This window comes from Pseudomonas gozinkensis (assembly GCF_014863585.1).
Lineage (GTDB): Bacteria > Pseudomonadota > Gammaproteobacteria > Pseudomonadales > Pseudomonadaceae > Aquipseudomonas > Aquipseudomonas gozinkensis.
In genome coordinates this window covers 3,144,439-3,157,679 of sequence record NZ_CP062253.1, presented here as the reverse complement: position 1 = coordinate 3,157,679, position 13,241 = coordinate 3,144,439, and the positions used below count along the sequence as shown (strand labels likewise).

12 protein-coding genes are annotated in these 13,241 nt (G+C 61.8%); 11 read left to right on the top strand and 1 reads right to left on the bottom strand.

The genetic code is table 11. From position 1 onward, the window contains the following. Positions 1 to 23 precede the first annotated feature (23 nt). A complete protein-coding gene (gene tpx, locus IHQ43_RS14030) occupies positions 24 to 524 on the bottom strand; it encodes a thiol peroxidase (RefSeq protein ID WP_007955056.1) in 501 nt (166 codons plus the stop codon). A gap of 270 nt (positions 525 to 794) precedes the next feature. Here tpx and IHQ43_RS14025 point away from each other — a divergent pair, with 270 nt between their 5' ends. The 11 genes from IHQ43_RS14025 (at position 795) to IHQ43_RS13975 (ending at position 13,099) form a co-directional block, all read left to right on the top strand. Next, positions 795 to 1,220, top strand: a complete 426-nt coding sequence (locus IHQ43_RS14025) for a YciI family protein (RefSeq protein ID WP_127797992.1) — start codon at positions 795 to 797, stop codon at positions 1,218 to 1,220. Positions 1,221 to 1,535: 315 nt separating this feature from the next. After that, positions 1,536 to 2,912, top strand: coding sequence for a DUF1254 domain-containing protein (locus IHQ43_RS14020; RefSeq protein ID WP_192565001.1), 1,377 nt, complete (start codon positions 1,536 to 1,538; stop codon positions 2,910 to 2,912). Positions 2,913 to 2,924: 12 nt separating this feature from the next. Beyond that, entirely contained in the window at positions 2,925 to 3,875 is a 951-nt protein-coding gene (locus IHQ43_RS14015) for a SphA family protein (protein ID WP_192564847.1), read from the top strand. Positions 3,876 to 3,937: 62 nt separating this feature from the next. Continuing rightward, positions 3,938 to 4,918, top strand: coding sequence for an AAA family ATPase (locus IHQ43_RS14010; protein WP_192564846.1), 981 nt, complete (start codon positions 3,938 to 3,940; stop codon positions 4,916 to 4,918). A gap of 8 nt (positions 4,919 to 4,926) precedes the next feature. After that, complete coding sequence (locus tag IHQ43_RS14005; protein WP_192564845.1) at positions 4,927 to 5,865, top strand: DUF58 domain-containing protein; 939 nt, start codon at positions 4,927 to 4,929, stop codon at positions 5,863 to 5,865. Next, the gene (locus IHQ43_RS14000) at positions 5,862 to 6,449 is read left to right on the top strand and encodes a DUF4381 domain-containing protein (protein ID WP_192564844.1); all 588 of its coding nucleotides are present in this window, start codon (positions 5,862 to 5,864) and stop codon (positions 6,447 to 6,449) included. Before IHQ43_RS14005 ends, IHQ43_RS14000 begins: the two co-directional genes overlap by 4 nt. Beyond that, positions 6,436 to 7,428 (top strand): vWA domain-containing protein, encoded by a 993-nt coding sequence (locus tag IHQ43_RS13995; protein ID WP_192564843.1) that lies wholly within the window; start codon positions 6,436 to 6,438, stop codon positions 7,426 to 7,428. Before IHQ43_RS14000 ends, IHQ43_RS13995 begins: the two co-directional genes overlap by 14 nt. Before the next feature lies 1 nt (position 7,429). Then, positions 7,430 to 9,010 carry a VWA domain-containing protein gene (locus tag IHQ43_RS13990; protein WP_192564842.1) on the top strand — a complete coding sequence of 527 codons (1,581 nt, stop codon included), beginning with the start codon at positions 7,430 to 7,432 and terminating at the stop codon, positions 9,008 to 9,010. Next, positions 9,007 to 10,452, top strand: a complete 1,446-nt coding sequence (locus IHQ43_RS13985) for a BatD family protein (protein WP_192564841.1) — start codon at positions 9,007 to 9,009, stop codon at positions 10,450 to 10,452. The genes IHQ43_RS13990 and IHQ43_RS13985 overlap by 4 nt, the downstream gene beginning before the upstream one ends. After that, positions 10,449 to 11,471: an HAD family hydrolase gene (locus IHQ43_RS13980; RefSeq protein WP_192564840.1), complete on the top strand. Its 1,023-nt coding sequence runs from the start codon at positions 10,449 to 10,451 to the stop codon at positions 11,469 to 11,471. Before IHQ43_RS13985 ends, IHQ43_RS13980 begins: the two co-directional genes overlap by 4 nt. Before the next feature lie 53 nt (positions 11,472 to 11,524). Continuing rightward, positions 11,525 to 13,099, top strand: a complete 1,575-nt coding sequence (locus IHQ43_RS13975; RefSeq protein WP_192564839.1) for an arylsulfatase — start codon at positions 11,525 to 11,527, stop codon at positions 13,097 to 13,099. Positions 13,100 to 13,241: the final 142 nt, after the last annotated feature.

The following is a 13,241-nucleotide window of genomic DNA, read 5'->3' as shown; positions in this document are numbered from 1 at the left end:
GCCGTTAACAATTGTAAAAGCGCTTATTTCAGAACGGACAATGCCGCTTCATAGTTAGGCTCTTCTGCAATTTCCTTGACCAGTTCGCTGTGCAGGACGTTGTCGTTTTCGTCCAGAACAACCACCGCACGGGCGGTCAGGCCTTTCAGCGGGCCGTCAGCGATGGCCACACCGTAGTTCTCGATGAACTCGGCGCCGCGCAGGGTCGACAGGTTCTGTACGTTTTCCAGGCCTTCGGCGCCGCAGAAACGCGCCTGGGCGAACGGCAGGTCAGCCGAGATGCACAGCACCACGGTGTTGCTGATGTCGTTGGCCTGAGCGTTGAACTTGCGCACGGAAGTGGCGCAGGTCGGAGTGTCGACGCTTGGGAAGATGTTCAGCACTTTGCGCTTGCCGGCGAAGTCTTTCAGGGTGACGTCGGACAGATTGCCGGCTACCAGGGAAAAGGCTGGCGCCTTGGAACCGGCTTGTGGCAGTTGGCCGTTGACTTGAACCGGGTTGCCTTTGAGCGTGACTTGAGCCATGAACGGAGTCCTTCTTAACGTTGTTGGGAAAGCATGCAAGAGGCGGAAGTTAACCACGAAATTGTCCGACGACCTATGCCTGAACCGAAATTGTCATGTGCTGGCGCCTGAAACTGGATACACATTCTCCAGTCTCCCCACCTTCCTGCTCTCAAAGAGGGTGATGCTTGTTAAAACGCGAGTCTGCATCTTTTCTTTAACGACCTGTCGATTCAGTCCCAAGCCGTTCGACTAAGCCATGAATCCCTCACTTACCTTTGGAGAAACACCATGCGCTTCATGATCATTGTCAAAGCCAGCCACGACTCCGAAGCCGGCGTGATGCCCAGCGAGCAACTGCTGACCGACATGGGCAACTACAACGAAGAGCTGGCCAAGGCCGGCATCCTGGTTTCTGCCGACGGCCTGCACCCCAGCAGCAAAGGCGCCCGCGTGCGCTTCAGTGGCGAAAACCGCAGCGTGATCGACGGCCCGTTCGCCGAGACCAAGGAGCTGATCGCCGGTTACTGGATCTGGGACGTGAAGTCGAAAGAAGAGGCTATCGAATGGGTCAAGCGCTGCCCGAACCCCATGCCGGGCACTGAATCGGAAATCGAGATTCGTCAGGTGTTCAGTCCAGAGGATTTCGGTGCCGAGTTCACGCCGGAACTGCGCGAACAGGAAGAACGCATACGTGAGCAAGCCAAAAAACACTGAGTACCGAAAATTTGCGCAGGTTCGCTTTCGTGCACAAAGCAACGTGAACCTGCGCACAAAACCAAAGAATTAACCCCTTAGACTGGCTAACCCCCGATTAACTGCTAGCGTCAACAGACATGTCCTACAGGCTTGATAAGAAAGGGATTACGTCGTAACGGCCTAGAAAGTGCCGAGTCGTCCACTAAGCCACCAGGGAACCGGGGAATCATGTCCAAGAACAACAGAGTCAACGTCTTGTGGTCAGCGAGCGTGCTGACGTCGGTCTTCAGCGGCCGTTCGAAAACGCTGATCAAGGCCGCCGGTTACGGCGTGATGAGCATGTTCGTCAGTTGCGGCGTCGGTGCTCAGGATTTCACCGCCAGCCCCGAAGAAGCCCGGGCCATCGCCAAGGAAGCCTATCTGTACGGGTTTCCGGTGGTGGAGATGTACAAGACCCTGTACACCCAGGCCATCGACACCAAGAGCCCGAACTACAAGGCGCCGCTGAACAAGATCGGCAACACGGCCAAGGCCTTCACTGCGAAAGACACTGCTTTCGTTACGCCGAACGCCGACACGCCCTACTCGTTTGTCTGGATGGACCTACGTGCCGAACCGCTGATTCTCACCCTGCCCCCCATCGAGGAGCACCGTTATTACTCGGTGCAACTGATCGACGCCTACACGCAAAACTTCGCTTACCTGGGCACCCGCAGCACCGGCAACAACGGCGGCCACTTCATGATCGCCGGGCCGGACTGGCAGGGTCAGCAACCGGTCAATATCGACCGGCTGTTGCGCAGCGAAAGCAACATCACCTACGCGCTGTACCGCACGCAGTTGTTCGACGACAAGGACCTGACCAAGGTCAAACAGATCCAGAAAGGCTACAAGGTCGAAACCCTTAGCCAGTACTTGAAACAGAAAGCCCCCTCACCGGCACCGAAGGTCAACTGGCCGAAACCGACGCCGACCATGAGCGAAACCCCGGACCTGTTTCGCTACCTGAATTTCATGCTGGCCTTCACCCCGCCGCAGGATGTCGAGAAGGACCTGCTCGGCCGCTTCGCCAAAATCGGTATTGGCGCCGCAAAGCCGTTTGACCCGAAGACACTCAGCCCCGAACAGCGCAAGGCGCTGGAGGACGGCATTGCTGATGCAAAAGCCGAATTCGCCGCCTTCAAGAAAGAAAAGGTCGAAACCCATGAAGTCAGCAGCGGCGACTTCTTCGGCACTCGCGATCACCTCAAGGGCAACTACCTGTATCGCTACGCCGGAGCCAATATGGGGATCTTCGGCAACTCCGCCGAAGAAGCGGATTACATCGGCTATTTCGTCGACAAGGACGGCCAGCCGGCCGATGCCTCGAAACACGACTACACCCTGCATTTCGCCAAGGGCGCCCTGCCCCCGGCCGACGCGTTCTGGTCGCTGACGATGTACGACGGTCAGAGCAAATTGCTGGTAGCCAACCCGCTCAACCGTTACCTGATCAACTCGCGCATGCTCCCGGACCTCAAACTCGACGCCGACGGCGGCCTGACCCTGTACGTACAGCACAAGAATCCGGGCAAGGGCAAACAGGCCAACTGGCTGCCGGCACCGAACGGGCCGTTCTACGGCGTGTTGCGCCTGTACCTGCCGAAACCGGAAGTGGCCAGCGGCGAATGGAAAATGCCGCTCTTGACCCCATCCGACCCACAACAATAAACGGAGTGCTTCATGGTCAAGCCTTGCGTTGTCCGCCCGTTGCTGGCGCTGTGCATGATCGGCAGTCCGCTGGTGTACGCGGCCGAAGGTGGCGTCGGTCGGCCGATCACCGGCCAGCAGGTTTTCTCCAATGCCGGTGTGATTCCGCCGGCACCGGGCTGGGTGATGTCAGTGACCAGCATCTGGTACGACGGCGAGATCAAGGGCAGTGGCGGCGCGCCGATTTCCGGTGAAGTCAGCGCCGGGATCAAGATGAAAGTCTCCTACACCATGACCAACCTCACCCACGTCTGGGACACCGGAAAGGGGCAATGGAATTACGCCTCGGCCATTGGCGTACCTGTGCAGTACACCGACATCGATGCCGCTTTCACCGGCGTACGTGGCCGCACCCTGGGCAACAGCGATTCCGGCACCCAGTTTGCCGATGCGCTGATCACGCCGATTGCTGCCGGTTACCACTTTGACGAGCTCAACCACATCGCGTTTTCGCTGCCGATCTACATCCCGACCGGGGCCTATAACGATGATCGTCTGGCCAACCCCGGGCAGAACAACTACACGTTCATGCCCACCGTGGCGTTCTCTCATCTGGACGGCAAGGGCGGCGAACTCACTCTCTCCGGCAACCTGCAGTTCTACACCGAGAACAAGGCCACCGATTACCGCACCGGCGACATCTTCACCCTCGAAGCCCTGTGGACCCATGGGTTTGGCAATGGTTGGAACGCCGGGCTGGTCGCCGGTTACGTCCAGCAGATCAGCGATGACAAGGGCGACACCGCCGACATCCTCAACGGCTTTCGCGGGCGCTCGGTGGGCGCCGGCCCGACCGTCGGCTGGAGCGGTAAGTTCGCCGATGCCCAGGCCAGTGTCAGCGCACGTTGGGTGCCGGAGTTCGACACCAAGAACCGGCCTGAAGGCAACGGCGTCGCCGTGAACATGACCCTGGCGTTTTTCTAGACCGCGGCCGGCTACCTTTATAGCCGGCCATTCGATCTTCACCTGTCGAGAAGGGAAGCTTCATGACTGCACTCACCGACCTCAACGCCCTGCAAGCCAGCATCGCCGAAGCGGTGCTCGGCCAGGATCAGGTGATCCGGCAGATTCTGCTCGGCCTGCTGGCCAACGGGCACCTGTTGCTGGAAAGCCTGCCGGGGCTGGCCAAGACCCGCACGGTCAAGGCGCTCGCCAAACATCTGGACGCGAAGATGAGCCGTATCCAGTTCACCCCCGACCTGCTGCCCTCGGACATCACCGGCGCCGAGGTGCTGCATCAGGTCGATGGCAAGAACGAGATCCGCTTCCAGCCCGGCCCGCTGTTCGGCAACCTGATCCTCGCCGACGAGATCAACCGTGCGCCGGCCAAGGTGCAGGCCGCGCTGCTCGAAGCCATGGAAGAACGGCAAATCACTGTAGCCGGCAACAGCCATGCGCTGCCGGAATTGTTCATTGTGGTGGCGACGCAAAACCCGATCGAACAGGAAGGCACCTACCCGCTGCCCGAAGCGCAGATGGACCGGTTCCTGATGAAAGTCCTGCTGGATTACCCCAGTGCCGACAACGAAAGCCAGGTGCTGCGGCTGTTGCGCGCCGAGGAGTTTGCCCAGGGCGCCAGCACCGCGCCTACCAAGGGTTTCGAGCTGGCGCAGGACGTGATCTTCGCCGCGCGCAAGGAGGTCAGCGCAGTGCACGTCTCCCCCGCCATCGACCGCTACCTGATCGACCTGATCAACGCCACTCGCCATCCGGCTGACTACGACGAAGACCTGGCCCGCTGGATTGCCATCGGCGCCAGCCCGCGCGGTGGTATCGGCCTGGACCGCTGCGCCCGCGCCGATGCGTGGCTGCAGGGCCAGGATTTCGTTTCGCCGGACAACGTACGCGCCGTGGTGCACCCGGTGCTGCGTCATCGCCTGCAACTGAGCTACGACGCGGTGGCCGATGGCGTCAGCGCCGATCAGGTGCTGGACCGGATCCTCGACAAAGTTGCCATTCCGGCCTGAGGTCTGCCATGGAAGCCGTCGACGGACTGGTCTATGTCTCACTCGCGCAATTGATGGCGCTGGAGTTCAAGGCCCGCGACCTGAGTTTTCTCGCCCGCCAGCCCCAGGGCAGCATCCTCGCCGGCAATCATGCTTCGCGCCTGCGTGGGCGGGGTTTGAACTTCGATGAGTTGCGCCGCTATCAACCCGGTGACGACCTGCGCCACCTCGACTGGCGCGCCTCGCTGCGCACCGGCAAACCGGTGGTGCGAACCTTTACCGAAGAGCGCGACCGCCCGGCGCTGATCGTGGTCGACCAGCGCATGTCGATGTTCTTCGGCTCGCAACGCAGCTTCAAATCCGCCGTCGCTGCCGAACTCGGAGCACTGGCGGCGTGGATGGTGTTCCATGCCGGCGATCGGGTCGGCGGACTGGTGTTCAACGATCAACGCATCGACAGCATCGCGCCGTTGCGCAGCCGCAAACGGGTCGAAGCGCTGCTGAGTCGAATCGCCCAACAGAATCAGGCGCTGAACGCCGGCAACCCGGACGCCGAAGACGAAGATCAACTGGACAAGGCCTTGCAGCGCTGCCTTGCGGTGGCCGGGCATGACCATCTGATCTGCATCGTCAGTGATTTCGCCGGAGCCGGCGAACGCACCTTGCAGTTGATGCGGCAACTGGCGGCGCACAACGACGTGATCGCCCTGCAAGTCTACGACCCTATGGCGCTGAAATTGCCGAGCGACGGCCGGCTGTTGGTGACCCAGGGCCAGTTGCAAGTGGAGCTGGCAGTCGAGAAACGCAGCGTGCACCAGCCATTGGGAGATTTCCTCGGTGGTCGGCTCAAGGACGTCGCCACCCTGCTGCGCCGCAGTCAGGTGCCGTTGATGATGTTCAGCACCGCCGAAGAAGCGCATCAGCAATTACGCGCCGAACTCGGTAAATCCAACGGTTCGAGGCGATGAATCCGAACGTTCCGGACATCGGACAGCTCAAGGAGCTGGGCCTGCCTGCGCCGGTAAGCTACGCACCGCAGACCTGGGGCTGGTGGGTGTTGCTGGCGGTGTTGGTGCTGGCCGCGTTGCTGATCGGTGTGCGGCGTTATCGGCAATGGCGACGGGATCAATATCGGCGTGAAGCGCTGGTGCGGTTGGCGCAATTGCGTGAGCGCAGCGATGACCTGAATGCGTTGCGCGAATTGCCGGAATTGCTCAAGCGCGTCGCCCTCTCGATGCCGAGCTGCAATCCGCCTCCTGTGGGAGCGAGCTTGCTCGCGAAGGGGCCATTCCAGTCGACATTTCCTTTGACTATGAGGACCTCTTCGCGAGCAAGCTCGCTCCCACAAGGGGTTGCGGCGCTGGAGGGACTGGATTGGCAAGCCTTCTTGCAGCGGCACTGCAAAAAGCCGCTGCCGGCGGATTTGAGCGAACAACTCGCGCTACTCGCCTACGCCCCCGACGACGCGTTGCGCGCCCTGCCCGCGCCGCAGCGTCAGGCGCTGTTCGATACCTGCCAGCACTGGGTGGAGCGTCATCATGTGGCAGCTTGATTACCCCTGGCTGTTGCTCCTGCTGCCGCTGCCCTGGCTGGCCTTCCATTACCTGCCCGTCTACCAGGAAGCGCGCAGCGCCGTGCGGGTGCCGTTCTTCGGCGCCATGAGCCGCGCCGTTGGCGAAACACCGGCCAGTGCGGGCACCCGCAGCAATCGCTGGCAGCTGTGGCTGAATGTGCTGGTGTGGGCCCTGTTGCTTCTGGCCGCCGCCCGCCCGGTGTTCGTCGAAAAACCCATCGAACGCCAACAACCGGTGCGCGACCTGATACTCGCCATCGACCTCTCGCAATCGATGGAGACCGAGGATTTCACCAACGCCGCCGGCCAGAAAATCAATCGTCTGGCCGCCGTCAAAGAAGTGGTGCAAGGCTTTATCGACAAGCGCAAGGATGATCGCCTCGGCCTGATCGTGTTCGGCAGTGGCGCTTATCCGCAGGCGCCGCTGACCCTCGATCACGCCAGCCTGTCCTTGCTGCTGGAAGACACCGGCATCGGCATGGCCGGCCCCAACACCGCCATCGGCGATGCCATCGGTCTGAGCCTCAAGCTCCTGGACAAGGCCCATGAACAGGAAAAAGTCCTGATCCTGCTCACCGACGGCAACGACACCAGCAGCGCCATCACCCCCGACCATGCCGCCGACATGGCCGCCGCCAAAGGCGTGGTGATTCATACCATCGGCATCGGCGACCCCACTGCTTCCGGTGAGGCCAAGGTCAATCTGCAAAGCCTGCAACAGATCGCCCAGGCCACCGGCGGCCAGTTCTTCCGCGCCGAAGACCGCACCGCGCTGGATCAGGTTTACAGCACTCTCGACCGGCTCACGCCCCATCAAGTGAAGACCCTCAGCCATCAACCCCGGCGCGAATTGTTTTACTGGCCGCTGGGCGCGGCGCTGGTGCTGCTGACCCTGTATCACCTCGGCGCCCTGCTGCGCCCAAGGCTGGCGGTTGCCCGTCAGCGGCAGGAGGCCTGAGATGGAGATCAATCTCGGCGACTTCCACTTCTTGCGTCCGCTGTGGTTGCTGCTTGCGCTGTTCGCGGCGCTGCTGCCGTTGATCTGGCGCCGCAGTCGCGACTTGCAGCGACGCCTGCGCGGCAACATCGCCGAGCATCTGCTGCCGCACCTGCTGGTCACCCCGCAGGACAACCAGCGCCTGCGCCCGGTGCATCTGCTGTGTGCGTTGCTGGTGCTGGGCGCCGTGGCGGCAGCCGGGCCGACCTGGGAGCAGGACCGGCCAGACTTTCTGGAGAATCGTGCGCCGCTGATCGTGGCCGTCGACCTGTCGCCGTCGATGGACGCCAGCGATGTTCCGCCGACTCGCCTCGAAGCCGCCAAACACACACTGCACGACCTGATTCGGCGCCGCGCCGGTGCGCGCACCGCGCTGATCGCCTACGCCGGCAGCGCGCATCTGGTGTTGCCGGCGACCGATGACCCGGCGTTGCTCGACAGTTTCATTCAGGCCTTGGGCACCGGGCTGATCGACAAACCGGGCAAGAATGTCGGCGCCGTGATCGATCAGGCCAGGCGCCTGCTGGAGGCCGAGAAAACCCCGGGCAGTCTGCTGTTGATCACTGACGGCGCCGACACCGCGCAGCTCGATGGACTGGGCAAACAGTTGCAGGGCACCGGGTTGCAGGTGCTGGTGCTCGCGGTGGGCAATCAGGACGGCGGGTTGATACAGAATGCGGACGGCCAGCCGCGCACCGACAGTAACGGTCGCCCGGTACTGGGCAGCTTCGACCCGGCGGCGATCAAGCAACTGGCCTCGGCACTCGATGCGCCGCTGGGCAGCCTGACGCTGACGAACGACGATCTGGACTGGGTCGAACTGCACGCGCAGCAGCACTTCCAGAGCGTCAGCGCCGAGCAGCAGCAATTGCACTGGAAAGACGCCGGTTACTGGCTGTGCTGGCCGTTATTGCTGCTGGCATTGTTCAGCGTGCGCAAGGGCTGGAGCGTGAACTGGATGCCGGCGCTCGCTCTGGCCGTGGGCCTCGGCTGGCCGTCAGCGCCAGCGCAGGCCAATGCGCTGACCGACGCATTCTTCACCCGCGACCAGCAAGGGCGCTGGGCTTTCGAGCATGAGCATTTCCCGCAAGCGGCGGCGCTGTTTGTCGATCCGTACTGGAAAGGCGTCGCGGCCTATCACGCCGCCGACTTCGATCTGGCGCTGGCGACCTTCGCCCGGCTCGACACGCCCCAAGCGTATTTCTATCTGGGCAACATCTACGTGCGCCGCTTCAAGTTCGATCAGGCCATCGCGGCTTATCAGCAGGCGTTGAAGCTGCAACCACAATTCCCCGAAGCCACGGCCAACCTGGCACTGGCCGTCGCCCTGCAAAAAGACACCGAAAGCGCCGAACAGAATGCCCCCGAAACCAAGCCGGACGAGGTCAAGTTCGACAAGACACCGGGCAAGGGTCAGAGCAAAGCCGTGACCACAGAACAGGCGACGTCGGATGCGTTGTGGCTGCAGAACCTCACCACCTCACCGGCGAAATTCCTCCGGCAGAAATTCAGCCTGCAGGATCAGGCGGAGGCCCGGCCATGAATTTTCTAACGCTCGCTGCCGCCATCGCGGGCAAGCCCGCTCCCACAGGGCTTTGTGGTGCGAACACAAGTGAAGTGAACACAGTTGATCTCTGTGGGAGCGGGCTTGCCCGCGATGAGGCACGACCAGTCAATACAATAATCAATGCATTGCTCCTGTTCAGTTTGATCAACTTGAACGCCTTTGCAGCTGAACCCCAACTCAAAGTCCAGGCCCACCTGCAACCCGCCGACGGCATCAAGGTCGGCGGTCTGGTGGAGCTGCAACTCGATGTCCTCACCGACACCTGGTTCACCAGCGCCGCCACCCTGCCCGAGCTGAAGCTCGACGGCGCGCTGGTGATGCCACCGGACGGTCAGGCCCAGCATCTGAATCAGACCATCGACGGCCAGGCCTTCAGCGGTCTGCGCTACAGCTACCTGATCACGCCCAATGCCGCCCGGACCTTCGACATTCCTGCGCTCACGGTGCGCGCTACCCCCGGCCAGGCCACCGCTGAAATCAGCGCCCGCAGCCAGCCGATGCAATTCAGCGCCACCCTGCCACCGGGCTTCAACCCCGGAGAAACGCCGCTGGTAGCCACCGGGCTGCGCTTCAGTCAAACCGTCACCCAGTCAGCCACCCCGCTGAAAGTCGGCGACAGCCTCACCCGCCAACTGACCCTGCAAGCCGACGGAGCACTGGCCATGGCGCTTCCGGTGCCTGCGCTGAGCGAAGTCAAAGACCTGAGCCGTTATGTGAAGACGCCACAGGTCAGTAGCCTCGATGACGGGCGCGGCAATATTCTGGGCGGTCAGCGCATCGACAGCGTCAGCTACCGCATCGACTCCGCCGGGACCCACAGCCTGCCGGCCATCGACGTGAAATGGTGGGATTCACGCACCCAACAGATCCGCACCGCACAAGTCCCGGCGGTCACTTTCGAGGCCATTGCCAACAGCGCCTACAAACCGGTGTTCTCGATCACCGAAGACTTGCGCCAACTAGGCCAGAACAGTCGCCTGCATCTTTCCGGCCACTGGCTGGTCTGGCTGGCCGCGCTCGCGGGACTGGTCATCGCCGGTTATCTGGGCCGGCCTGCACTCAGCCGAGCGCACCGTCAATGGCAACAGCGCCAGCTAGCGCGGCAACAGGCCCGTCAGCAATCAGCCGACTACGCGTGGCAACAGGTCGCCGGGCAACTGGCCGGACAACCGCCGCAGTTGACGGCTCTGTACCTGTGGCTGCGGCGCTGTGGTCTGGGCCTGAAACTGACCCACGCCGGGCCGCGCCTGCAAGGGCTGTTGCGCAGCCTTTACGGGCGCGACCCGGCCGCTGGGCAGGCACTGGGTCAGCTGCGTCAATCGTTGTCTACGCTTCACAGTCAGGCCGAACAGCAGCAGGCCCGCCCGGTCCCGGCCCTGCGCCCGCTCAACCCCGCTCACGAGAAGGATTTCCCATGACGAACCCGATGCTGCACCGCCAACGATTCGGTCTGGCCCTGTTGTTCGGCCTCGCCTTGCCGCTACTGGCACAGGCCAGTGAACCGCTGCCGTCGTGGAACGACAGCCCGGCGAAAAAACACATCATCGAGTTTGTCGAGGCAATCACTGATCAGGCCGGCAAGGACTTCGTCAAACCCGCCGAACGTATCGCCGTGTTCGACAACGACGGCACGTTGTGGAGCGAGCAACCGGCGTATTTCGAGTTGCTGTTCGCTTTCGACGAGGTCAAGCGCACCGCCGCGCAGCACCCGGAATGGAAGACCACGCAGCCGTTCAAGGCTGTTCTGGAAAACGATCACAAGGCACTGGGCGAAGCCGGCATGGACGGCCTGCTGAAAATCGTCGCCGCGACCCACACCGGCATGACCACGGAAGCCTTCGATGATTACGCGAAAACCTGGCTGGCCCAGGCCCGCCATCCGAAAACCGGCAAGCCGTACACCGAAATGATCTTCCAGCCGATGCTGGAAATGCTCGACTACCTGCGCAGCCAGGACTTCAAGACCTACATCGTTTCCGGTGGCGACACCGGCTTCATGCGCGCCTTCGCCGAGAAGGTCTACGGCATCCCGCCAGAACAGGTGATCGGCACCACCTTCGTGACCGCGTTCGAATACAAGGACGGCAAGGCCTCGATCGTGCGCACCGCCAAACTGGCGCACAACGACGACGGCCCGGGCAAACCGGTGAGCATCGATTCGGTGATCGGTCGCCGGCCGATCCTCGCCTTCGGCAACTCCGACGGCGACCTGCAGATGCTCCAGTGGACCGCCGCCGGTCCCGGCAAACGCTTCATGGGCCTGGTGCATCACACCGACGCCAAACGCGAATGGGCCTATGACCGCCAATCCGATATCGGGCGCCTGGACAAGGCCCTCGACGAAGCGAATTCCCGAGGCTGGACCGTGGTTGACATGGCGAGCGACTGGCGCCGGATCTACCCGTTCGATCCGCCCGTACCCGAGCAAGTGAAGTAGCAGCAAAAAACGTTTGTCGTGCACCCCACCCCCGCGCTAAAGGAGCAAGTCAGATGACTCGCATACGCAAGTGGATACCCAGGCTAGCCCTGGTGGCGACTTCAGTCATGGCCCTGTCGGCAACCGCCTCAGCGGCCGAAAAACCCAACATTCTGGTGATCTTCGGCGACGATATCGGCCAGACCAACATCAGTGCCTACTCGATGGGCGTGGTCGGCTACAAGACGCCGAACATCGACCGGATCGCCAAGGAAGGCATGATGTTCACCGACTACTATGCGGAGAACAGTTGCACTGCTGGGCGATCCACCTTCATCACCGGCCAGACAGCGCTGCGCACCGGCCTGTCCAAGGTCGGGATGCCGGGCGTACCGGTCGGCTTGCAGGCCCGTGACGTCACCATCGCCCAGGCGCTGAAGGCCCACGGTTATGCCACCGGTCAGTTCGGCAAGAATCACCTCGGCGACAGGGACGAGTACCTTCCCACCAACCATGGCTTCGATGAATTCTTCGGCAATCTTTATCACCTCAATGCCGAAGAAGAGCCGGAACGCCCTTACTGGCCCAAGGATGATGCCGAGTTCGTCAAGGCTTCCTCGCCCCGTGGCGTGATCCACAGTTTTGCCGACGGCAAGATCGAAGACACCGGCGCCTTGAACAAAAAGCGCATGGAAACCATCGACGATGAAACCACTGCCGCCGCGCAGGCGTTCATCGAGAAACAAGCCAAGGCTGACAAACCGTTCTTCGTCTGGATGAACACCACCCGCATGCACGCCTTCACGCATGTGCGTGAGTCCATGCAGGGCCAGAGCGGGATGGTCGGCAACGAGTATGCAGACGGCATGCTCGAACACGACGGCGACGTGGGTAAGCTGCTCAAGACCCTCGATGACCTGAAAATCACCGACAACACGATCGTGGTCTACACCACCGACAACGGCCCGAACCAGTGGTCATGGCCGGACGCGGCCACCACGCCGTTCCGTAACGAGAAGAACTCGAACTGGGAAGGTGCTTATCGGGTGCCGGCCATGGTTCGTTGGCCAGGGCATATCAAGCCCGGTGAAGTGTCGACGCAGATGTTCTCCGGTCTGGACTGGTTCCCGACCTTGCTCGCGGCCGTGGGCGATCTCGACATCAAGGATCGCTTGCTTAAAGGCGCGGACGTCGGCGGCAAGAACTTCAAGGTGCATCTGGACGGTTTCAACCAGTTGGACTACCTGACCGGCAAGACCGACAAGAGCGCGCGTGACGAGTTCTACTACTTCAACGATGACGGTGAACTGGTGAGCATGCGTTACAAAGACTGGAAGTTCGTCTTCTGCGAGCAGCGTGCACCGGGCGGCTTCAAGGTCTGGAGCGAACCGTTCACGTGCCTGCGCGTACCGAAGATTTTCAATCTGCGCATGGACCCGTATGAACGCGCCGACACGGTCTCCGACCAATACTTCGACTGGCTGGCGAAAAACGACTACCTGATATTCCAAGGGATAAGCCGATCCGCCAAGTTCCTGCAGACCTTCGTCGATTACCCGCCAAGCCAACGTCCGGCGAGCTTCAGCATCGACCAGATCCGCGAGGAAGTGGACAAGAAAATCGAGGAGAAAATGAAAGCGGCCAAGTAAGCCTGCGTGACCGCCGCTCGCCGTCGTTGGCGAGCGGCACTGTTTTCGGCTTGTGACCGAGGTGGTCCTATCGCTGGCAAGCCAGCTCCCACAGGGTTTTCAGTCGTACACAACATTTGTGTTCACTAGAGATCCCTGTGGG

Coding starts and splice junctions, on each gene's coding strand:
- tpx (WP_007955056.1), bottom strand. CDS start 524: ATGGCTCAAGTCACGCTCAAAGGCAACCCGGTTCAAGTCAACGGCCAA.
- IHQ43_RS14025 (WP_127797992.1), top strand. CDS start 795: ATGCGCTTCATGATCATTGTCAAAGCCAGCCACGACTCCGAAGCCGGC.
- IHQ43_RS14020 (WP_192565001.1), top strand. CDS start 1,536: ATGAGCATGTTCGTCAGTTGCGGCGTCGGTGCTCAGGATTTCACCGCC.
- IHQ43_RS14015 (WP_192564847.1), top strand. CDS start 2,925: ATGGTCAAGCCTTGCGTTGTCCGCCCGTTGCTGGCGCTGTGCATGATC.
- IHQ43_RS14010 (WP_192564846.1), top strand. CDS start 3,938: ATGACTGCACTCACCGACCTCAACGCCCTGCAAGCCAGCATCGCCGAA.
- IHQ43_RS14005 (WP_192564845.1), top strand. CDS start 4,927: ATGGAAGCCGTCGACGGACTGGTCTATGTCTCACTCGCGCAATTGATG.
- IHQ43_RS14000 (WP_192564844.1), top strand. CDS start 5,862: ATGAATCCGAACGTTCCGGACATCGGACAGCTCAAGGAGCTGGGCCTG.
- IHQ43_RS13995 (WP_192564843.1), top strand. CDS start 6,436: ATGTGGCAGCTTGATTACCCCTGGCTGTTGCTCCTGCTGCCGCTGCCC.
- IHQ43_RS13990 (WP_192564842.1), top strand. CDS start 7,430: ATGGAGATCAATCTCGGCGACTTCCACTTCTTGCGTCCGCTGTGGTTG.
- IHQ43_RS13985 (WP_192564841.1), top strand. CDS start 9,007: ATGAATTTTCTAACGCTCGCTGCCGCCATCGCGGGCAAGCCCGCTCCC.
- IHQ43_RS13980 (WP_192564840.1), top strand. CDS start 10,449: ATGACGAACCCGATGCTGCACCGCCAACGATTCGGTCTGGCCCTGTTG.
- IHQ43_RS13975 (WP_192564839.1), top strand. CDS start 11,525: ATGACTCGCATACGCAAGTGGATACCCAGGCTAGCCCTGGTGGCGACT.